This is a genomic window from Pseudovibrio sp. POLY-S9, assembly GCF_001431305.1.
GTDB lineage: Bacteria > Pseudomonadota > Alphaproteobacteria > Rhizobiales > Stappiaceae > Pseudovibrio.
This window is the reverse complement of sequence record NZ_LCWX01000165.1, coordinates 53,299-74,317: the sequence shown is the minus strand read 5'-3', so window position 1 is coordinate 74,317 and position 21,019 is coordinate 53,299. Positions and strand designations below refer to the sequence as shown.

General features: G+C 52.8%; 16 protein-coding genes. 13 read left to right on the top strand and 3 right to left on the bottom strand.

Annotated elements, in window-relative coordinates:
• Positions 1–256 precede the first annotated feature (256 nt).
• From PPL9_RS16010 to PPL9_RS15960, 11 genes are all read left to right on the top strand, one after another.
• The gene (locus PPL9_RS16010) at positions 257–2,617 is read left to right on the top strand and encodes a flagellar hook-length control protein FliK (protein WP_057463634.1); all 2,361 of its coding nucleotides are present in this window, start codon (positions 257–259) and stop codon (positions 2,615–2,617) included.
• 23 nt (positions 2,618–2,640) lie between these two features.
• Complete coding sequence (locus PPL9_RS16005) at positions 2,641–3,297, top strand: flagellar hook capping FlgD N-terminal domain-containing protein (RefSeq protein WP_057463633.1); 657 nt, start codon at positions 2,641–2,643, stop codon at positions 3,295–3,297.
• 125 nt (positions 3,298–3,422) lie between these two features.
• Complete coding sequence (locus tag PPL9_RS16000) at positions 3,423–3,701, top strand: DUF1153 domain-containing protein (protein ID WP_054784903.1); 279 nt, start codon at positions 3,423–3,425, stop codon at positions 3,699–3,701.
• Positions 3,702–4,107: 406 nt separating this feature from the next.
• Positions 4,108–5,754 (top strand): flagellar basal-body MS-ring/collar protein FliF, encoded by a 1,647-nt coding sequence (fliF, locus tag PPL9_RS15995; protein WP_082596906.1) that lies wholly within the window; start codon positions 4,108–4,110, stop codon positions 5,752–5,754.
• 1 nt (position 5,755) lies between these two features.
• Positions 5,756–6,820 carry a flagellar motor switch protein FliG gene (locus PPL9_RS15990; protein WP_057463631.1) on the top strand — a complete coding sequence of 355 codons (1,065 nt, stop codon included), beginning with the start codon at positions 5,756–5,758 and terminating at the stop codon, positions 6,818–6,820.
• A 36-nt stretch (positions 6,821–6,856) separates the two neighbouring features.
• On the top strand, positions 6,857–7,537 hold the full coding sequence (locus PPL9_RS15985) for a FliH/SctL family protein (protein ID WP_057463630.1): 681 nt from the start codon (positions 6,857–6,859) through the stop codon (positions 7,535–7,537).
• 81 nt (positions 7,538–7,618) lie between these two features.
• A complete protein-coding gene (gene fliN, locus PPL9_RS15980; protein WP_057463671.1) occupies positions 7,619–7,936 on the top strand; it encodes a flagellar motor switch protein FliN in 318 nt (105 codons plus the stop codon).
• Between the two features lie 31 nt (positions 7,937–7,967).
• Positions 7,968–9,341: a sigma-54 dependent transcriptional regulator gene (locus PPL9_RS15975; protein WP_057463629.1), complete on the top strand. Its 1,374-nt coding sequence runs from the start codon at positions 7,968–7,970 to the stop codon at positions 9,339–9,341.
• Positions 9,342–9,360: 19 nt separating this feature from the next.
• Positions 9,361–11,535, top strand: coding sequence for a flagellar biosynthesis protein FlhA (flhA, locus tag PPL9_RS15970; RefSeq protein WP_057463628.1), 2,175 nt, complete (start codon positions 9,361–9,363; stop codon positions 11,533–11,535).
• A 94-nt stretch (positions 11,536–11,629) separates the two neighbouring features.
• Positions 11,630–12,253 carry a GNAT family N-acetyltransferase gene (locus PPL9_RS15965; RefSeq protein WP_057463627.1) on the top strand — a complete coding sequence of 208 codons (624 nt, stop codon included), beginning with the start codon at positions 11,630–11,632 and terminating at the stop codon, positions 12,251–12,253.
• 296 nt (positions 12,254–12,549) lie between these two features.
• Positions 12,550–13,179: a hypothetical protein gene (locus PPL9_RS15960; protein WP_057463626.1), complete on the top strand. Its 630-nt coding sequence runs from the start codon at positions 12,550–12,552 to the stop codon at positions 13,177–13,179.
• Between the two features lie 79 nt (positions 13,180–13,258).
• Here the strand turns inward: PPL9_RS15960 and PPL9_RS15955 are convergent, their stop codons facing one another.
• Positions 13,259–14,194 (bottom strand): metallophosphoesterase, encoded by a 936-nt coding sequence (locus PPL9_RS15955; RefSeq protein WP_082596904.1) that lies wholly within the window; start codon positions 14,192–14,194, stop codon positions 13,259–13,261.
• Positions 14,195–14,720: 526 nt separating this feature from the next.
• Between PPL9_RS15955 and PPL9_RS15950 the strand changes: the two genes are divergently transcribed.
• Both PPL9_RS15950 and PPL9_RS15945 read left to right on the top strand, forming a co-directional pair.
• Positions 14,721–15,125 carry an NUDIX domain-containing protein gene (locus PPL9_RS15950; protein ID WP_057463669.1) on the top strand — a complete coding sequence of 135 codons (405 nt, stop codon included), beginning with the start codon at positions 14,721–14,723 and terminating at the stop codon, positions 15,123–15,125.
• Positions 15,126–15,448: 323 nt separating this feature from the next.
• Positions 15,449–16,024 (top strand): N-acetyltransferase, encoded by a 576-nt coding sequence (locus tag PPL9_RS15945; protein ID WP_057463625.1) that lies wholly within the window; start codon positions 15,449–15,451, stop codon positions 16,022–16,024.
• A gap of 59 nt (positions 16,025–16,083) precedes the next feature.
• On the opposite strand, the gene PPL9_RS15940 is transcribed toward PPL9_RS15945, so the two are convergent.
• Together PPL9_RS15940 and PPL9_RS15935 are read right to left on the bottom strand one after the other, a co-directional pair.
• Positions 16,084–18,168, bottom strand: a complete 2,085-nt coding sequence (locus tag PPL9_RS15940) for a hypothetical protein (protein ID WP_057463624.1) — start codon at positions 18,166–18,168, stop codon at positions 16,084–16,086.
• Positions 18,169–18,205: 37 nt separating this feature from the next.
• The coding region (locus PPL9_RS15935; protein ID WP_208989410.1) for a DUF4159 domain-containing protein at positions 18,206–21,019 on the bottom strand (2,814 nt) is incomplete at its 5' end.

Sequence of the window (21,019 nt, the reverse complement as noted above, 5' to 3'; positions counted from 1 at the left end):
GTTGGCGGGAATATACCTAAAACTCGACGGAAGGCCAATCTTTTTGATTGATGTTTTTACTTGCTGGGCATTTGTTGCCGAGGCGGGGGCAATAAGTGATCTTGTGGCCTATTCTTTGAAATGTTGATTTTAGTTTATCTATTTGAAAATGCTTATATATTTTTGATTTTTTGGTTGGCCCGATAATTGCATATCTGCGCGCAAGATGTCTTGACCATCGTTGCTGATGGTGTGTGCTGCGTAGTTTGAGGAATATATGTCGCAATCTGCTTTGCTGAGTTTAACCGGTCCTGTTCAGCCGCAAACGCCTTTAGGCCCCGTTGTAGGGCAAGGTGGTAATGCGCTGCTTGGTGAGAGTGTGCTCGGTCAAAATGCCGATACTTTCTCCGGTCTGCTCGCCAAAGCTTCTGAGGGAGATGGGGCAGCAGCGACTGCGGTGGATCTCTATTCTGGAGCTTTAACGACTGGCGGCGATCTCTCGGTTTTAAGTCCAAATCTCATCAAGGATGAAAATGGGGAGAGTGCGGTTGTTGGTTTGGCTGGTGAACTACCGCTTTCCACTGTTTCTCAGGTGCCAGTGCCAGTGCCAGTGCCTGTGCCAGTGCCAGGTGTGGTTCCGGGATTGGGGGCAGTTGCGGCAACTAATGATGAAGCGCTTCTTCTCAATGGCGGCGAAGGGAAAGCGAAAGCGCCTTTTGTTGCTTTGCCACAAAAAGCCCAGGAGGCAGGCAGTCAGCCAGCCTTAGCGGAGAAAGCAGGCGAAGCGAAAGTTGCTCAGCCGGTCGCTAATGTTCAAAACGCTTCTCCTATTGTGGGTGAGGGCGAGGCCATCTCTTCCAAAACAGTAGAGAGTGCTGTTGAAAATCTTGGTGCTTTACAGAAAGCTGAGCGTGGTGGGCAGATCTTGCCGCAGGCGGATGATGGACAGGTAACGGCTCAAATTGGAGCTGTTGCTCAAGAGACAGACGTCGCTGGAACCGTACAGGAATCTAAAGGCAACGCTCTTAATGCTTCAGATACGCAGCAGCGCGTGACGTCCGAGCAGCAGGGTGCTGTTGTTAAGCAAGGTGGTTCATCTGAGCCTCAGTTAAATGCGCTGGAGCTCCCGGTTTCAGATCAAGTGGCTAAGGTTTCTCCCGAGCTGATTGCACGTTCTTCAGTGGTATCTGACCAGCCCCAGAAATCTGCTGCTTCACCGCAAGTTCAACCAGCGAACAATGGGGCTAAGGTAGAGCAAGTCGCCAATGCCGTTGGTAATGGTGCTGTCACGACCTCAGATAGCGGTAATGTTGATACTGTTGCTAATTCAGTCAGCGCTCCTGCCGAAAAGACCGCTGCACCGGATCGTGCTGCGGGTGAAGCGGATGTCCAGTCATCGCAACCTGTTGTTAGTCGTCAGGTTAGTGAGCTAGCAACAGCGCAAGACGTGAAGAGTGTCAAAGTTCAATCCGAACCTGTTCAGCCGCAGTCTGTAGAGGTTAAGGGAGCTGTTCAGTCTTCTCGCGGGGATGTTCTTGTTGATGCCATTGAAGGTGATGCAGACGCTTCCTTAGAAAAGCCTGTGCTTGTCCGGCAGACTGATCGTGCTGGTTCAAGCTTTGTCGGCAATCAACAGCGTGCGGTGCAGACCGCATCTGTTGAAGGTGATGGTGACATCATTTTCCCGAATGTGACTTCCAAGCCGGATGTGCCTTCGGAAAAGATTGGCCAAGCTTCGCAGGTACAAAAGGCTGTTGATGTATCCTCTGTTCAAGAAAGTGAAGCGGGTGTCCGTTCTGCGGAACAGGTGAGCCGGACTGCTGCTGTGACGAGTGTTGCGACCCCGTTGGTTGTGAAAGACAAAACTGCTGGTGGAGCTGTGCAAGCGACATCGAGTTTTGAATCCGTCACGGAGGTTAGTGATGCTCCGGAGGCTGATGAGCTTACCAATGCACTGAACAAGCCTACAGAGCAGGCAGTATCCGCTGACAAGAAAAGTACTACGCCCTCTGTCAGTATTCAGGTGAAGGTGCCACAGGCAAATGAGCAGGTTGCTTCAACAACGGCAATCGGTTGGGGGCTTGCTGCTGGTCCGTTGGATGGATCTGAAGCTGAGCTTGATTGGGAAAGTTCTGAAGCAATCTCCAGTACTGCTGCACGTTCTGACACTGCATTCCGTTCAATGGGCTCTCTGCCAACCTCTACGCTGAGGAATGTTGCGAATGCTGTGTGGCCTGAGATTGCCCGACAGGCAAGTGGTGGCGTTGATCGTTTTGAAATCCGGCTTGACCCAAAAGAGTTGGGTGGGGTCGATGTTTCTCTGGAATTTAGCAAGGATGGCCGCGTACGGGCGCATCTGATTGTTGAGAGACCTGAAACTCTTGAACTTTTGCAGCGAGATCAGCGCGGGTTGGAGAAGGCTCTTCAGGAAGCTGGGATCGAAAGCGATAAGAGCTCTCTTCAGTTCTCACTTGGAGGGCGTGGCTCGCAGACTTCAGATCAGCAAGAGAACCGACAGGCAAATGTCGGGCAGCTGGATCGAGCGTCAGAAGGCGCTGAGTTGCCAGAAGAAAATTATCTCGCACACAATAATTTAAATAGTGCTGCCCGCGCTGGTGGACTGGATATCTCGGTTTGATGCCGCGCATGAGGAAATAGACAATGACTACAATTAATGCACTGACACCGAATGCAAACACCTCTGGCGCAAGCACCCAGAACAGCATCAATGCAAACTTTGATCTGTTTATTTCATTGCTGACCACGCAGGTGCAAAACCAGGATCCGTTGGAGCCTCTCGATTCGGCTGAATATACGAATCAGCTGGTTCAATACACGATGGTTGAGCAACAGGTTGCAACTACTGAGAAATTAGAGGAGCAGCTGACTCAGCTCAAAACGCAAAGTGCGAGTCAGTTTGTAAACTATATCGGTAAGGAAGTGACTGCTCAGAGTGCGACTGCGCAGCTCAAGGATGACAAAGCTTCTTGGAATCTTGATGCCGTTTCTGCAGGCAAGGCGACCGTCACTGTTAAAAATAGTGAGGGTGCTGAGGTCTATCAGGAAGAGATTGATCTGAAAATAGGTGACAACACCTTTGAATGGGATGGCGTAGCGACAAACGGCACAAAAGCTGGTGATGGCGCCTATTCCATTGATATTATTACCCAGGATGCCAATGGCGAGCCTTTCGCTGTTCAGACCGAAGTGAAAGGGAAAGTGGACGCCGTGGACTTCAGCACTGGCGACATTATTCTGCACATGGGGGATCTTAAAATTCCCGTGGGTGAGGTCACTGGAGTCAATGGAATTCTGTAGTAGTTAATATCCACTAAGATCCCCGGTTATGAATCTTACCAAAACATTGATGGGGGCTTAGCCAAATTTTAAGCGCCTTGTTCTATTCTCATCCTCAGCTTGGTCATGGTTTGTGTGAGAGTAGAATGACCGAACATATACGTTCACGAGTAAAATACGTCATCGGCCCCGATGGGAGCCCTCTGACGATAGCGGATCTTCCTCCTACCTCTACTAAGCGGTGGGTTATCAGGAGAAAAGCTGAAGTGGTTGCGGCTGTGCGTGGAGGCTTGTTGTCTCTGGATGAAGCATGTAACCGGTATACTTTGACGGTTGAAGAGTTTCTGTCTTGGCAGAACTCGATTGACCGACACGGTCTAGCCGGCTTGCGCGCTACACGCGTTCAGGACTATCGCAGCAACTAGTAAGCTTCAGGCAAAAAGGGTGTAATGCCCAAACAGGTTTGAGGTTCTGAAAAGGCCGGCTGTCTCAGCCGGCCTTTTTGTATGTGGAAGCCACATTTTGTACAATTTTACAGATTAACCATGATGTCTTAACTGCTTCGGCAAAATCTGCCGAACAGGCCGCACAAGATTCATTCGACTCTTCAAAAGCCTAGTCAAAGGCCTTTCCTGCGATATTCCACAGTGCTTCTTTGTGGGTAGATTTCCCGTTTACCGATTATTAGGGTTTTATTAACCTTTTGTTAACTCTAAGGCGGGCAATTTTTACCTACCAGCAAATCAGGGGCAATTCACATCGATTTCCAAGGTGTTGAGAGTATTGCTGGTACATTTTGAATGAGCGATTTGAACGTACGGGGCGGCAACTGTGAGTGGAATCCTTGACTTCTTGAAAGGACTTGGGCCCGCGCGACTGGCAGCGATGGGGGCGATGGCTGTTACGTTGATCGGTCTGTTCGGTTTCATCATTGTTCGTGCGACAGCACCGCAGATGGTACCTCTCTTCACGGACCTTACTCTTGAAGATGCTGCAGCGATTGTTAGCCAGGTTGAATCTCAAGGTGTTTCTTATGAGTTGGGTGTCAACGGACGTAGTGTTCTTGTCCCTCAGGAGAACGTTCATCGTCTGCGCATGACAATGGCGGAAGCTGGCCTGCCATCTGGCGGTGGTGTTGGTTATGAAATCTTCGACAAGACAGATACGCTCGGTGCAACCAGTTTTGTGCAGAACTTGAACCGCCTCAGAGCTCTTGAAGGGGAACTTTCCAGAACCATTCGCAGCATTGGCCGGATTTCTTCTGCGCGTGTTCATCTGGTGATCCCTGAAAAGCAGTTGTTCCAGCGTGATCGGGAACCGCCGACAGCTTCGATTGCAATTAAGGTGCAGGGTTCTTTGTCTGGTGGGCAGATCCGTGCCATTCAGCATCTCGTTGCAACAGCAGTTGAAGGACTGGAACCTTCCTACGTCTCTATCGTTGATGAGCGCGGCACTTTGCTTGCCAGCGGAACCGGCGATAAAGAAGGGCTTGCTGGTGGCTCTTCGCTGGATGAACGACGTTCGACAATGGAGGCTCGCCTGCGGCAACAGGTTGAAGAGATCCTCAATAATGTCGTTGGAACCGGTCGCGCTCGTGTTCGGGTTGCTGCAGAAATCAACTATAACCGCAAAACTGAGACACAGGAGCTGTATGATCCTGATGGGCAGGTGTTGCGTTCTTCTCAGAGTAAAGAAGAGAATGCATCTTCCACCAATGGTGAGGAGACGGTTTCTGTTGGCAACCAGCTGCCGAATGCAGACGCAGCTGGCAGTGCAACCGGGTCCAAGGATGCCTCGAATGTTTCTGAGGAAATCCTGAACTACGAGATTTCCAAGAGTACAGTGACGGAGATCTATGAAGCAGGTGGTCTGGAACGGCTGTCTGTAGCGGTTCTGGTTGATGGTACCTACACAACCAGCGAGGATGGCACGCAGACCTATCAACCGCGCAGTAAAGATGAGCTGGAGCAAATTGCTACTCTGGTTCGAACTGCTGTTGGCTTTAACAAACATCGCGGTGATAATGTTGAAGTGGTCAACATGCGCTTTGTCGAAGCTCCTCTTCAGGACTTTGGTGATAGCGAAGGTGGGCTGTTCGACTTTACACGTGCTGACATCATGAAATTTGCTGAGTTGGGTGTTCTGTTTGTGATCACCATCTTGCTGTTGATCTTCGCAGTCTCTCCGCTGATGAAGCGTATTCTTGCTAAAGAAGAAGAGAGAGCGGCGGCGGCAGAAGGCGGTGTTCAGATGCTGCCAGATGGCACATTGGTCGCTGAGGGCCCTGCGCAAATTGGAGGTGTTGTTGGTGAAATGGAGGAGGTTCCTTCTGAAATGCCAACAGCAGAATGGATTGAAGATGCCAAAATGCAGGCAGCTCTCCATCAAAGCTCAATTCAGCAAATAAGTGAGTTGATTGAAGATTCTCCAAGCGAAGCGGTCAATATCGTTCGCGGTTGGTTGAACGAGGCAGCGTAGGATGAGTGAGGAGATACAGCCGCAGGAATCGACAGCACAAGCCTTATCAGTCTCATCTGGAATAGCTGAACGAGAGCTTGGAGGAGCAGAGCGCGCAGCCGTTCTGCTCTTGGCGCTTGGGCAGGAGTATGGGAAGGCCATTTGGGCTGGGTTGGATGAAATTGAAGTGCGTCAGGTTTCCAGCGCAATGGCGAGCCTTGGCCCTGTTACGCCGACCATGCTTGAAGAGCTGTTTGTTGACTTCCTGAAGCGGCTTTCCACCCGTGGTGCGTTGAACGGCAACGTAGACGTTACAGAGCGCTTGCTGAACTCTTTCCTGCCAACTGATCGGGTTGCGATCATTATGGAGGAAATTCGAGGTCCTGCAGGTCGGAACATGTGGGAGAAGCTTTCCAACGTTCCTGAAAACGTTCTGGCAAACTATCTGAAGAATGAGTATCCGCAGACCATTGCAGTGGTTCTTTCCAAAATCCAAAGTGACCATGCGGCTCGCGTTCTTGCGCTGCTGAATGAAGAGCTGGCGCTGGATGTGGTGAACCGCATGTTGCGCATGGAGTCTATTCAGAAAGATATTCTGGAGAAGGTTGAGCAGACATTGCGGGTCGAATTCATGTCGAATCTGTCTCAGACCAGCCGTCGTGATAGCCACGAGATGATGGCCGACATCTTTAATAATTTCGACAGGCAGACCGAAGGCCGCTTTTTGGCAGCACTGGAAGAAGATAGCCGCGAGTCTGCAGAGCGTATCCGCAATTTGATGTTCACCTTCGAGGACTTGTTGAAACTAGATTCCGCTGCCTGTCAGACCTTGCTTCGCAATGTTGAGAAGGATCAGCTGGCCATGGCTCTCAAAGGAGCTTCTGAAACTGCTGTTGTGTTCTTTACCGCCAACATGTCATCGCGTGCAGCAAAGATGCTTCAGGAAGACATGGAAGGTATGGGACCAGTTCGATTGCACGATGTAGATGAGGCGCAAAGCTCACTTGTACTGAAGGCGAAAGATTTGGCAGCCACTGGTGAAATCAGCATTAACAAGAAGAAAGGAGAGGAAGAGTTTGTCTACTAATCGTTCCTTTTCTTCGCGATCACTGGAGGCTCGCTGATGGTTACTGTGATGCCTCAAGGTGCTGTGCGGCGACGCTTTTTGTTTGATACTAAATCGATCGATGAGGCTGAGGCCGCAGCAATAGTCGAAGACGTCCCTCCGCTGGAGCCTACTATTACAGTTGCTGAGCACAAGCAGCTTTTAAAAGCTGCTGAAGAGGCCGCGTTTGTTCGTGGTGAGATGCAGGCCCGCCAGGCCATTGCCGAGCAGCAGAAGCTGAGTGCACAGGAAGAACTGGTGGTGTTGCGGGAGCGACTTGAAGTTGCTCTGGGTGATCTTGAAAGCCAGATCCGTGCTCAAGAGCAGAACCTGGTCTCTATGTGTTTTCTGATTGCGCGCCGTCTTTGCAGCCACCTTATTGCGCGTGAGCCGCTTGCTGAAGTTGTGGCGTTGCTTGCTGAATGTCTGGCTCCTTTGCGCAAGATCCCTCAGATTTTGATTGAGGTGCCGACAGAAGATACGCATGCGCTGGAAGACATGGTTGACGGTCTGGTTTTGAACAGCAGCTTTGAGGGCAAGGTGCATGTTGTGAAGTCAGAGAGCATGTCACGTGGTGATTGCCGGATTGAATGGCCGGATGGTGGAATTATTCGTGATCGTCGCAAGACGGTTGAGCATATTGAACAAGTCATAAAATCCCATTTCGATGCCCGTGAGCGGGCCAGTCGAGCAGCGTGATTTTAGTTTTTGCCTATGACCGTGCTGGCTATGGCCGGTGCGGGATCAGAAAGGTTGATTATGAGCAGTGATGAACAGGGAATGGTGCTGGACCAACACCAGAGTACCCAGCGCGCTGGTGGCCTGGATGAAGAAGGTGCAGGCGGCATTAAGGCAGCTGAGGATTTGGAAGCTGTTTTTGATGTTCCGGTCCAACTGGCTGCTGTGCTTGGGCATACAAAGATGAAGGTTTCCGACCTTTTGCATTTGGATACCGGGATCGTTATGGAACTCGACCGGAAGGTGGGCGAGGCCATCGACGTTTACGTAAATAACAGGCTGATCGCGCGCGGAGAAGTTGTGCTCGTGGAAGATAAGCTTGGTGTCACCATGACTGAAATCATCAAGGCGGATAAGTGATTGTCATGAGGCGTACTGGAAAGGAACTGACATGCGGCTCTTGATCGTTGGGACCCTTGGCGGTCAGCTGACGACCGCAACCAAGATCGCGATGGAGCGGGGGGCATCTGTTACCCATGCGCCTGGCGTTCCTGAGGCCATGAAAGTCTTGCGTTCTGGTCAGGGTGCGGATCTTCTGATGGTTGATGTCAATGAAGATATTGGTCAGCTGGTGGAACTGACAGAACGCGAGCGTATCCATGTGCCACTCGTTGCGTGCGGGTTGGGAACGGATGCGCGCGCGGCTGTGTCTGCCATTCGGGCTGGAGCAAAGGAATACATTCCGCTGCCTCCTGATCCGGAGCTGATTGCTGCTGTGCTGGCGGCTGTTACGGAAGAGCGCGAAGATCTGATCTATCGCGACGCGGCAATGGCAAGCGTGATCAAGCTGGCAGAGCAGGTGGCTCCATCTGATGCATCGGTGCTGATCACGGGTGAGTCCGGGTCTGGTAAGGAAGTGATTTCCCGCTTCCTGCACAGCAAGTCCAGTCGTGCTGATAAGGCGTTTATCTCCATCAACTGCGCTGCAATTCCTGAGCATCTTCTTGAATCTGAACTTTTCGGCCACGAGAAGGGTGCTTTTACCGGAGCTGTTGCGCGCCGTGTTGGTAAGTTTGAAGAAGCCAATGGCGGCACCTTGATGCTTGACGAGATTTCCGAGATGGATGTTCGTCTGCAAGCCAAGTTGTTGCGCGCTATCCAAGAGCGGGTGATTGACCGTGTTGGCGGTAGTCGTCCGGTTCCCGTTGATATTCGCATCATTGCGACATCCAACCGTGATTTGGCTGAGGAAGTGCGCAATGGCGGCTTCCGCGAGGATTTGCTGTACCGTCTGAACGTGGTGAACCTGAAGCTGCCAGCGCTTCGGGAACGTCCTGCTGATATTCTGGAGCTGGCAAGCCACTTCATTGAAATTTATGCCAAGGCAAATGGTACCAAGGCACTGCCGGTTTCTCAGGAAGGCCGTCAGCTTTTGTTGGCCAACCAATGGAAAGGAAATGTACGCGAGCTGGAAAACACCATGCACCGTGCTGTTCTTCTTTCCTCTGGTAGCGAGATTGATGCAGACGCTATTCGCATGCCGGATGGATCTCCAATTGCCATGGGGGCTGGACAGCAAACGGCTTCGCGCGCGGCCCATGCAGCTGAAGCCGTCTCGCGCGATATGGTCGGGCGTACAGTTGCTGATGTGGAACGAGATCTCATTTTGGATACGCTGGATCATTGTCTGGGGAACCGTACGCATGCTGCAAAGATCCTTGGCATTTCGATCCGCACGCTTCGCAACAAGTTGAACCTTTACACCAAAGAGGGTGTTGAGGTTCCAGGGCCAGGCGAAGCACGCGCGGGCACTGCAGACGCATAAGAACGGATAGGGCGCGGCGATGTCTGAAGAGACAAATACAAAAGCGGCTCAAGGAGGAAGCGACAGTGCTCCTTCTGCTGCTCGCGTGCCCGGACTAGGTGCAGCTGGTGGTTCAGCCTTTTTTCAAGACCTTTGGGGCGCCATAAAGCAAGGCGACCTTGGGCTTGCTGCAGGTGTAATGGTCATCCTCGTGATGCTCATTGTTCCGATGCCTGCGATGCTTCTGGATATGTTTCTCGCGATTTCGATCATCTTTTCCGTGATGATCCTGATGGTGGGGCTATTCATTCAGAAGCCGCTGGAATTTTCCGCATTTCCGACTGTTCTGTTGATTGCGACCATGTTGCGACTGTCGTTGAATATGGCGTCGACGCGACTGATTTTGGCGCACGGGCATGAAGGAGCTGACGCAGCCGGCAATGTGATTGCGGCATTCGGTAGCTTTGTGATGGGCGGTAATTTCGTGATCGGGATTATCGTCTTTGCAATCCTTGTGATTGTGAACTTCATCGTTATTACAAAGGGGTCTGGCCGTATTGCTGAGGTTTCTGCCCGCTTTACGCTGGATGCAATGCCCGGTAAGCAGATGGCGATTGACGCGGATCTGGGTGCTGGCCTGATTGATGAGGAGACTGCGCGGACCCGTCGTAAAGAGCTGGAATCTGAATCCACCTTCTTCGGCTCCATGGATGGTGCCTCCAAATTTGTGCGTGGTGATGCCGTTGCCGGTCTGATGATCACATTCATCAACGTGATTGGTGGTATCGTTATCGGTGTGATGCAGCAGAACCTGACGTTCGCTCAAGCTGCCGAAAACTATACGCTGCTGACGATTGGTGATGGTCTGGTCTCTCAGATCCCCGCGCTGATCGTTTCCACTGCTGCGGGTATTCTTGTTTCTAAAGCGGGTGTTGAGGGTGCGGCCGATAAGGCTCTTGTCCGGCAGTTTACCGGCTACCCAAAAGCGCTTGGCATGTCTGCGTTTGTGATGGTCGTGCTGTCGTTCCTGCCGGGCATGCCGATGTTGCCGTTCCTGGCATTGGCGGGTGCTGCTGGTTATCTGGCGCGGCAGGCAAGTAAGAAGCATGCTCGCGAAAAAGCGGTGGAAGTGGCTGCAAAAGTTGAAGCTGAAGTGCCGGATGAGCCGCAGGAAGCACCGATTTCCGACAGCTTAAAAATGGATGTGCTGCGGATTGAGCTTGGCTATGCGCTGCTACCAATCATTAATGGGCGTAATAAGCAGGAAACAGATCAGGTTACAGAGCAGATCAAAGCGCTGCGCCGTCAGATTGCCTCTGATATGGGCGTGATCATGCCGTCTGTACGCATCCTTGATAATATTCAGCTTGGTGCGAATGATTACATGATCAAGGTGAAGGAAGTGGATGCTGGCGGCGGTTCCCTGTTCCCGAACCAGTTTATGGTGATGGACCCTGCTGGTGGGCAGGTTCGCCTGCCGGGGACGCATACCACAGAGCCAACCTTTGGTTTGCCTGCGACCTGGGTGGAAGCGCAGTATCGCGAAGAAGCCAATCTGCTTGGCTATACGGTGGTTGATCCGGCGACGGTTATTTCCACGCACCTGACAGAGACCATCAAGTCTCATATCTCCGAGCTGCTCACTTACGCAGATGTTCAGGTTCTGTTGAAGAAGCTGGATGAAGAGCAGTCCAAGCTGGTGGAAGATATTGTTCCGACTCAGATTTCCATATCTGGAATTCAGCGTGTGCTGCAGGCGCTGCTGGAAGAGCGCATTTCCATCCGTGATTTGGGAACAATTCTGGAAGGGATTGCGGAGGCGATTGGTTCAACGCGGAACCCGAATGCCATTGCTGAGCATGTGCGTACCCGTCTGGCGCGCCAGATCTGCTCTGCCAATCAAGCGCCCGGTGGGTATCTGCCTTTGATCAGCCTGAGCCCTGTATGGGAGTCTGCATTCCTTGAAAGCATTATCGGGGATGGGGATGATCGCCAGCTAGCGATGGCACCTTCCAAGCTGCAGGAGTTCGTTGGTTTGGTTCGTGATGCTTATGATGCGGCAGCCAATCAGGGTGAAGTTCCTGTGCTGTTGTGCTCAGCTCAATCGCGGCCATTCGTGCGGTCTATTGTTGAGCGTTTCAGAGCGCATACGTTTGTTATGAGCCAAAACGAAGTTCACCCGCGGGCGCGACTGAAGACAGTGGCAACCATATAGGATCTCAAGTGTTTCGTGAGATTGGAACACTTGCAGCCTTTCCTTCTTCCCGCTACCCAGAGTGCATTGTTTCTTCCTAATTTGAGAGAGTGGTATGGCGCATATTCAACTGGATCTTGATGGATACACAGACCTGCCAGAAGGCAAAGTCGCGACTGTGGTGACGCATCTGGAGATGTTGGAGAAGCCTGCTCTCAAACCGATTGATCGTCCTGACCTCACGCTGGAACGAGCCGGCAAGATCGACATCACCGAGTATAGAGCCCTCTTTAAACGTGTGGGTGAGCCGTGGCTTTGGTTTGGTCGTTTGGTGATGAATGACGCTGAACTGGAAGTGACGCTGAGCAAGCCGACCAATGAGTTTTACTGGGCTATGAAGAACGGTGAGCCTGTGGGGATGCTTGAGTTGGATGTTGCCAAGGAAGACGAAGTCACACTGAGCTATTTCGGACTTGTGCCAGAAGCTGTTGGCGGTGGTGCTGGCCGCTGGCTGATGAACCACGCGACCAGCAAGGCCTTCTCGCGTCCTGAAGTGAAGCGCTTCTGGTTACACACATGCACAGGGGATAGCCCACAGGCACTGCAATTTTATCTGCGTAGTGGCTTTAAGCCCTTTAAGCGGTCCATTGAGGTTGCTGATGATCCACGTCTGAATGAGATTCTTGATCGATCCTGCGCTCCTCACATTCCTTTTTTGCCAAAGGGCAGAGCAGGTTGATGGGCTGGACCTTTCGGTTCGCTTGATAGACACGCATATGCTTGCATTGGATTTCTCGCATAACCTTGGAGTTGTGCGGCAGAAACCCCTCAGGGTTGGTGTTGGAAAAGTGCCCCAAAACGGGACAGTTAATGAGGTTTCATTAGAGTTTTATCTAGGATGTGTTAGTTTCCTTTTACCATGTACCTTTGATTAATCGTGGAAGATGTGTGAGGGCTGCACGCAAATCGATTGGTTGTACGTAGGTTGGGGGCGGTTGAAACGGGGTGTGTTCAACCGAATATTCGGGAGCTGCCATGTCAGAGCTACATGACAACGTTGTGCCTCATGAAAAGGTGCGGTCGCTGAGAGATAGTATTCGCAAAGTGCGTGTTGCGGAGATGGAACGGACAGACGTTGTTGTGAGCCTTCAGGAGAGCGAGAAAGCACGCCTTGAATTGCTCAGCGAAGAGCTGATTGATGTGTTCAAGGAAGTTCCTGAAGACGACGACCAGTTTGCCTTCCAGATCGTTCCCGGTACCCAGCCTCGCCTATGGATCGACATGACCAGTCATGTGTTGATGGGTCGTGATCGCCATTCTTACCGCTTTGTGAAGGAGACCCGTCTGGGCCGGATGGTGTTGCTTGAAACTGCCGATATCGACGACATGGCGGACTGCATTACCGAATACATTGCCGAGCGGATTATTGAAAAGGAACGTGCGCTGGAAGCAGACTGGATGCTCAATCGCATTCGCCAGCAGGATGTTCCAACAGGCAAGAGGCTGGACCAGCTTAAACAGGAAAACGCAGGCAGAGCTGTTGCGGCCAAGCGCAATAAGGCGCGTGACTTCTTTATTCTGATCTGCGGGCTTTTGCTGGGAACTGTTATCGGGGCGACAGGTCTTGTGGCGCTGGCTCTTTATGCGAACCCTTTTGCGGGTTAAGCGCTGTCTTTGTGAGAGGCATCAGTATGCCTCTCTGTCTTTTAGTCTGAAAACGAGCCCCACGTTTTAGGTGCAGGCTCTACGCTGCTTGCCTTAAGCTGGGTATGGACAGATCATGCTGTGCGATGTGATGCACGCCTTCTCCTGCCGTTGTAAAACCGCGTTCTTCCATGATGCATGACCAACCGTCGCCATCTTTTTCAATGGTAAAGAGATTGTAGCGAGCAGGTGGCTTATGGCTACTCAGGCCATTTGATGCGGATGGAACGCAAATCACAGGCACCGGACCTTCCGGCCCGTTGATTTCCATACGGGTCGCCCGATGGGTGTGGCCATGCAGAACCAACTCCGCGCCATGTTCTGCAATGATGTTGCGGAAACGGCTGGAGCCTACCAAGCGCTTGTACCAGGCAGTGGCGTTGCGCACAGGCGGGTGATGCAGCATGACAACGCGGAAATCACCGCGCTCTTTTGCGCGTCGCAACTGGTCTGCCAGCTCGCGCAGTTGGTTGTTGCTGATGTGGCCTGTGGCCATGAAAGGGCCCGTTGCTTTGGCAGTGGAGAGGCCAATAATCGTGACGTTGCCTCGTCTGCGGGCAAATGGGAAGTGTGGATCAGTTCCCAGAGGTGGTGTCAGCCCCAAGCCCGGATCGCTTTGCATGTATGGACGCCAAGCGCCATAGGCTTGCTTTAAAGCGCCTGGGACATAGGCATCATGATTACCTGGTGTCAGGGATAAAGTCTCGGGAGAGCCCACGGTTGCGAGCCAGTCTTTGGCTCCAGCAACCTCTTTGGGCAGTGCAATGTTGACCAGGTCTCCGCAAAGCGCGATATGATCCGGCTGCTGCGCGTGAATATCGCGTATCAGTGCATCAAGATAAGAATTGGTCATTGCATGGGCGCGGTTGCGCCGCCAATTTATATAGCCAAGAATACGCTTCGAGACCAACTGGACTGGCTGAACGTCCGGCAATGGACCCAGATGTGGGTCAGATATGTGTACAAGCTTAAACATAGCCTGCGCATCATCGCTGCATTGCGCCTGAGGTCAAGGAGTTTTCCTTAATTCTGAGAATTACCCTCAAGCGCCTTTAACAGATCGGCAATGCTGACTTCCAATTTGCCTTAAAGGCAAGAAGACGGACGCAAAACAGCAGTGTCGTGGGTGTTTGCAGAATTGACTGCAGGTGCCCAATGGAAGCGTTTTGTGCGACGGAAACGAGCGAGAACTTTAGTAAGCATGACGTGTTACTCCTGCGATTTGGGAAACGCGGATTGGGTGTCTATTATAAGTAGGTGATGGGGCCGCCCTGATTAATTTTTGGGCGTATGCTTATTCTTTGATCTCTTTCTACGCCTATCCTGTGGGTTGTGTAGTGTTAGTTTTGCAAGGGTGGTATGCACTTTTTGCATAAATGATATTTCAGAATATAGCACTGTTATATCAAAGGTTTATATTGATTGTGAGGCCAGAGGTGGCAAGCTTTAAGACGCGAATTATCAATATTCTGGTGCAATCGGCGGCTCTTTTGAGTCGTGGAATGACGATGGGCGCGCGCGTTGCGGCATTTGATGCTGAAAACCGAGTCCTTCTCGTACGTCATCAATATCTGCCGGGCTGGTATTTTCCTGGTGGTGGTGTTGATTCCGGGGAGACGATGGCGGAGGCCGCTCGCAGGGAGCTGGCAGAAGAAACGGGGTATGGATGCGGACCAGATGTGGCATTGCTTTCCATGCATCTTAACCGTGGTGGAACAGGCCGGGACCATGTCGGCCTCTTTAAGGTGAGCTTGACTGAGCAAGATCCAAACTGGAAAAGACCGGCTCTGGAAATCTCAGATCTACAGCTGTTTGCGTTGGATGCCCTACCTGATGATGTGAGCCCGGCGACGCTGCGTCGTCTGCAGGAAATTGCGGGCAAAGCTGAGCCTGATCCCTATTGGTAGTTGTTTTTCAAGGGCCTACGTGCCGGTGGCCTACAACTAACGAATACGCATCTGCACTTAGTTTTGTGCTTTACGACAGAAAATTTGCGTGTTAGTTAGTCAGGTGAAATTATATTTCGTGTGCTCTGGCATGCGATAGACCGAGAAACTGGGGTGTGAGCCTTATGGCTATTTGCTGGGAACAGCGACGACGAATGAACGCGCGGGACTTGCTCTCGCGTGGTGCATCGTGCCGTCCTTTTCTCAGTGTGCTCCCAACATCGGTCTAACTGCCCGAGCCACACGGATCGACGGTCTTCCTCCTTCGATTTGTGGTATGTGACATGATAGTTTCAAAATGGCTGGTGCGGCAGGAAACCCCAGCAGATTTCTCCGAAATTGAGCAGATGCAAGCAGAGGCGTTTGGCCCTGCACGGTTTGAACGGACTGCGTTCAAAATCCGTGAAGGCGTTCAACAAGCTTCTCAGTTATGTTTTGTTGGAGAACTCAACGGCGAGATTGCTGGGTCTGTGAAACTCACTCCCATCATGATTGGCAATAGCCAGAGCATGTTGCTGGGACCGCTGACCGTAAAGGCCGCCTATAAAGGGCAGGGGCTGGGTCGCCTTTTGCTGACGACTGTTGCAAATGAGGCCAAAGCGCAGGGCGTTCAGTCCATTTTGCTTGTTGGGGATCATCCTTACTATGGGCCGCACGGATATGAGCAGGTGCCTCATGGCCAGATCACGTTGCGGGGTCCTGTTGATTTGGATCGGTTGCTTGTTTTGAAACTGCAGGGTGGGCAAATGCCGACTGGTGCTGTGGTTGGTGGCTATGTGAAGCCTGCGTTGGTAGCCACAAAGCAGAGTGACAGCCAGCTGGTGGACGTGATGCAGGGCTCGTTGGCAATGGCGACTTGAAAGAATGAGCAGGGTAATTAATTCATCCTGCAGATTACATCTCCATCTCAGAAGTTTTTCTATCGTCCTTCGCGGTACCAGGTGAAGGACAACAGCCCTAACAGCAAGGCAAGGCCGAGAAAGCCGATGAGAAGCGGATAGCGGTCTATGCCATTCAAGATGCTGGCGTCTGTTCGTTTGATGCCGATCCAGCCGTTTCCATGATATTGAGTGGATGAACGCTGCGCGATGACATTGGGCAGGGACAAGGATGCGCCGTCGTCACCGCCGATCCGCAAAGCTGTACCGCCTGTCTGTTCTGTGATGCCAGAGAGTTTGTCTGCCGTTGAAACCACTTCCAGAAACTCTCTCGGATTTGGCGGGCCGACATTAATCAGTGCTGTATGTGCGCCATCGGTTGCTGAATAAAGACCGAGTTCTTCCACTTTGACGGAGGCGGTCCAATGTCCTGATGTGTCCTTTATCAGCTCCAGCTGCTCAGTTTTGCCAGAGGGCGTTGTAAGCGTGACCGGATCAACCAGATTGGCGAGGGTTTGTCGCTCTGTCAGTAGGTTGGAGCCGCGTAAAGACAATCGCAGGGCTTCCTCTTCCAGATCAGGTTCCTTCATGAGCCAATGGGCCAGCCTGCGCAGAAGCGGGACGTGTGGGCCGCCACCCTCATAGCCTCTTGCCCAGAGCCAGACATGATCAGACAGGAGGGCGGCAACGCGGCCTTTGCCGACGCGGCTGAGAACCAGCAGCGGCTTATCGCCCAGCGCAGTCATGATGGGTTGGCCTTCTTGCACACTTGCACCGACGAGGCGGAACCATTTGCTCCATTGGGGGGGGCTTTCACCTGCACCGGGCAGATCGCGAGTCACTGGATGGCGCAGGCCGAGTTCTGATACGTTGGCAAAGAAGGGTTCTTCAAAGACTTCACCAGTTGGTGCGGCTGGAAGCACGCGGCCCAGCGGGGTTCGGAAGATGCTGTTGGCTTCTGCGTAGTCAGGACCACCTGCGATGAGGACTGCGCCGCCGTCACTGACGTATCGGGCGATGTTGTCGAAGTAGAGCAGGGGGAGGACGCCGCGGCGTTCGTAGCGGTCGAAGATGATGAGGTCGAACTCGTCGATCTTAACGGAGAACAACTCACGGGTTGGGAAGGCTATCAGAGACAGCTGGTTGATTGGGGTTCCGTCTTGTTTTTCCGGTGGCCTCAGAATGGTGAAGTGGACGAGATCGACGGAGGCATCTGATTTGAGCAGGTTACGCCATGTGCGCTCGCCTGCATGAGGAGAGCCGGACACCAGCAGGACGCGGAGATTTTCGCGAACGCCATCAATGGTGACGAGGGCGCGGTTGTTCAGTGGTGTCAGCTCGCCATTGAGTGCTTCCACCTCAAACTCATAGATGTTCTGGCCGCCATGTTCGATCTCAACTGCGATTTCTGCCGGATAGCCTGAAGAGATAAACTGCTTGGACAGGACATTGCCGTTGCGGCGGACTATGATTTCAGCGCGATTGCCGAAGGGCTGCGGAGTGCCTTCCTCAATCAATTCCAGTTGGACGACCTGTGTTGAGCCAACCAGGCCAAAGCGCGGGGCTTTGGCAACTTTTAAACGGCGATCAAACTCACCTTCACGGCCTGTGATGAGCGCATGGACCGGGGCTGAGAAGCCGAGCTTTTCTGCTGTGGCTGGTACATCGTGTATCTGACCATCGGTGATCACGATGGCTCCGGCTATTCTCTCTGGCGGGACATCAGCCAGTTCATTGGAGATTGCGGTAAAGGCGCGGGTGCCATCGCCGCTTTCCATGGAAGTATCATTGAGAGAGACTTGCCGCAGATCGATGCCGTCAAGGGTTTGAAGTTGATTGACGATACCCTCTCGCGCTGCCTCGGTCAGTTCTGCACGGTTTTCCAGTTGCTGGCTTTGGCTGTTGTCTGAGACGACAACGACGGTACTTGGCAGGTATTCCCGATCCTCTCGTAAGACCGCCGGATTGAGCAGGGCCAGAACCAGCAGAGCCAAGGCGGCGGAACGGATCAGGGCGCCGCGCATACCGACGAAGAGGAGGTAGGCACAGACCAGAGCTATGATCACTCCAAGCGCGATTATTGCCGGAAGGGGCAAAAGCGGGTCGATGGAAAGAGACCATGTCATGTGTGTAGCTGTGCTCCGCGTCTTGTTTACTGGCTTATTATTGGCTGATACGTTCCAGCAGCGCAGGGATGTGAACCTGATCTGCCTTGTAGTTGCCTGTCATGGTATACATGAGGATGTTGATGCCCACTCGCGCCGCCATCTCGCGCTGATTGCCGTCTGCGGGAATGGTTGGGTAAAGGTAGTTTCCTTGCATATCAATGGCCCATGCTGCTGCAAAATCGTTGCCGCTGATCATGATGGGGGACACGCCATCGCCTGCGCGGACCGGGCGGCTGCCATCTGAGGTGGTCGCGCTGGCTTGTACCCACATGGGGCTTTGATTGTAGCGGCCGGGGAAGTTATCCAGAATGTAGAAGGTTTTGGTCAGTACGTGGTCTTGCGGAACAGGTTCCAGACTAGGAATGTCCAATCCGCGCAAGAGTTGCTGAAGCTTTAGTTTGTTTGGAGAGTTTGATCCTGTTCCAAACGCATCTCTGGTGTCGAACAGGATTGTGCCGCCGTTGCGCATGTAGGCACTGATCCGTGACATGGCCTCAGGGCTTGGCATCTGCATGCCTGCATCAATGGGCCAATAGATAATTGGGAAGAAGGCCAGCTCGTGGCTTTGCAGATCCAGCCCTACCGGAGCTTCAGGCTCCAATGCTGTTCTGTCGGTTAGTAATCTGGTGAGGCCGAACAGTCCGGCTCGGCTGATTTCGTCCACCTCTGGCACGCCTGTCATTACATAGGCGAGGCGGGTGTCTAATGAAGCGTTGAGGGCGAACTGTTCTGCATTGTCTTGTGCCTGCGTTTTGTCAGCACCTGTCAGGCTCAGGCTGGAGGCGATGAGCAAGAGAATAGCGGCCTGCGTGAATTGGCTGCGGCGTAGTTTACCAGAGAGCCAGAGCAGGGCGAGCGTATCCAGCAAAGCCAGCAGGATTGCGATGGAGAAGAACCAGCCACGAAGGTCCAGCGGTTTTTCTGAGGGGTAGTCGAGTATCTTTGCCATAGACAGTGGTTTGAGATCTAACGGGATCAGATTGTCCTCATCTTCCATGAGGTTGAGTGCGCGTGCTGCATCGTCGGTCCCGTAGAGACCTGGGGGGGTATCTCGGCCTGGATGGGTGGTTGCAAAATCGCGCTCCAGAATAGGTTTGTGACTGGCAGAGGGTGGTGTGAGTTTGCCATAGCCATCCAGCATTTTGAGCAGAGGTAGGGCAGATGCAGATGTTGTTCCTTCTTCGTCATCCGGATTGAAAACTGCGGTTGATGAGATGCTTGTGATGGCCCGCAACATATCCACAAACCCACCGGACAGAGGCAGGTTGGACCACTTGGTATCAGGTGTCACATGGAACAGGACAATGGTTCCGTTGCCATGCTTCTTGGCCGTGACGAGAGGTGTTCCGTCTTCCAGAGAAGCCCATGTTCTGTCAGGTAGGTCAGCAGTTGGCTCTGCAAGCACCTGGCGATTGACTGTGACGTCTTTGGGCAGGCTGATTGAGCGGAACGGGCTGTTTTCAGAAAAAGATTTGAGTGCCTGCGGCTCTTTCCAGGAGAGAGACCCGCCCAGTTTACGGTCACCCAGTCGGAGGGCAACCGGGATGAGCGAATCTTGCTTCTCCGGGAGTTGCGGGCCAGCGAAGCGTATCAGTGTGCCGCCTTTGGAGACCCAGCTGGCAATGTCTGCCTCTGTGGTTTTGGGCAGGGTGCCAACTTCAGCAAGGACCAGAACGGAGATGCCTTTGTCAAAGTAGTCGGAAATGGCCGTGGTGATGTCTGTGCTTTTTGCTGGTGGAAGGTCTGCGAAAGGAGCCAGCGCGCGTTCCAGATAATAAAGTGGCGAGAGTAAAGGCTGGGAGCGGTCAGAAAAGCCGCCAGCGAAAAGGCCAACCTTACGGCGCCGCCATTGTTCATCTACGAGTACAGTGCTGCCGGCGCTGGCCTTGCCTAAAATGGAGAGCTTAGTGATATCGTTGCGCAGCTCTGATGGCAGTTCCAATGAAATTTCAGCGACGCTTTGGCCAGCTTTCATCTCGATGGTTTGTTCTGCAATAGCCCGTTGCTTGCGATCAAAGGCTCGGACCGTCAGTGTCTCAGCCAGTGGTGCAGGATGGCGGAGGACTGTGGTGGTCATGGCGCCAGCGGTGTTTTGTAACTGTTTGAGCGCGTAGACCGGGGTGTCGGAGCGGTAGATAAGGAATGAGCTTTCGCGCACGTCTGATGTTCTGGCAATGCTGGCCAATCCTCTTGCAAAGCTTGTGGTGGAGGGTTCTTCTAAGGGAGAGGAGAACCACAAAATTGCACCGGGAGCGTTCTGTTCTGCTTGCTTTTGCAGGGCTGGAATGAGCTCTGACCGGGCAGCTTGCCAACCTTGAGGTGTTAGGGCGCGAAGTTGATCGGCAACCTCCTGCGCACTGGAAAGGCGCATGGGCTGGGCTGGGCCATCTGCGGTGGTAACCAGCATGACGGTTCTGTTGTTCTGCGCTGCGCCGTCAACCATCAGCTCTGCCATGCGGATTTGGCGGTCCCAATCTGCTGAAGCATCCCAGCCATTGTCGACAATGAGCCAGAGTGGGCCTGTTTTGGGCTCTGCGATATCTAGCGGTTTCCAGACAGGGCCAGCCATGGCGATGATCAGGATTGCTGCCAGCATAAGGCGCATCAGGATCAACCACCACGGGGTGTGCTGCGGGGTTTCCTCTTTATTGCGAAGAGAAAGTAGGAGACGCAGGGGCGGGAATTTGACGTGTGCTGGCTGTGGAGGCGTGGTGCGGAGCAGCCACCAGAGAACGGGAAGAGCGGCAAGAGCGGTGAGAACCCACGGTGCTGCAAACCCGATTGGGAGAAGAGAGCCCATCATTGATGA

What these genes read in the sequence shown, in the direction of transcription:
- PPL9_RS15990 (WP_057463631.1), top strand. Translation starts at nt 5,756, where the DNA reads ATGAGTGAGGAGATACAGCCGCAGGAATCGACAGCACAAGCCTTATCA.
- PPL9_RS16010 (WP_057463634.1), top strand. Translation starts at nt 257, where the DNA reads ATGTCGCAATCTGCTTTGCTGAGTTTAACCGGTCCTGTTCAGCCGCAA.
- flhA (WP_057463628.1), top strand. Translation starts at nt 9,361, where the DNA reads ATGTCTGAAGAGACAAATACAAAAGCGGCTCAAGGAGGAAGCGACAGT.
- PPL9_RS15945 (WP_057463625.1), top strand. Translation starts at nt 15,449, where the DNA reads ATGATAGTTTCAAAATGGCTGGTGCGGCAGGAAACCCCAGCAGATTTC.
- PPL9_RS15985 (WP_057463630.1), top strand. Translation starts at nt 6,857, where the DNA reads ATGGTTACTGTGATGCCTCAAGGTGCTGTGCGGCGACGCTTTTTGTTT.
- PPL9_RS15940 (WP_057463624.1), bottom strand. Translation starts at nt 18,168, where the DNA reads ATGACATGGTCTCTTTCCATCGACCCGCTTTTGCCCCTTCCGGCAATA.
- PPL9_RS15950 (WP_057463669.1), top strand. Translation starts at nt 14,721, where the DNA reads ATGACGATGGGCGCGCGCGTTGCGGCATTTGATGCTGAAAACCGAGTC.
- PPL9_RS15975 (WP_057463629.1), top strand. Translation starts at nt 7,968, where the DNA reads ATGCGGCTCTTGATCGTTGGGACCCTTGGCGGTCAGCTGACGACCGCA.
- PPL9_RS16000 (WP_054784903.1), top strand. Translation starts at nt 3,423, where the DNA reads ATGACCGAACATATACGTTCACGAGTAAAATACGTCATCGGCCCCGAT.
- PPL9_RS15960 (WP_057463626.1), top strand. Translation starts at nt 12,550, where the DNA reads ATGTCAGAGCTACATGACAACGTTGTGCCTCATGAAAAGGTGCGGTCG.
- fliN (WP_057463671.1), top strand. Translation starts at nt 7,619, where the DNA reads ATGGTGCTGGACCAACACCAGAGTACCCAGCGCGCTGGTGGCCTGGAT.
- PPL9_RS15965 (WP_057463627.1), top strand. Translation starts at nt 11,630, where the DNA reads ATGGCGCATATTCAACTGGATCTTGATGGATACACAGACCTGCCAGAA.
- PPL9_RS15955 (WP_082596904.1), bottom strand. Translation starts at nt 14,194, where the DNA reads ATGTTTAAGCTTGTACACATATCTGACCCACATCTGGGTCCATTGCCG.
- PPL9_RS16005 (WP_057463633.1), top strand. Translation starts at nt 2,641, where the DNA reads ATGACTACAATTAATGCACTGACACCGAATGCAAACACCTCTGGCGCA.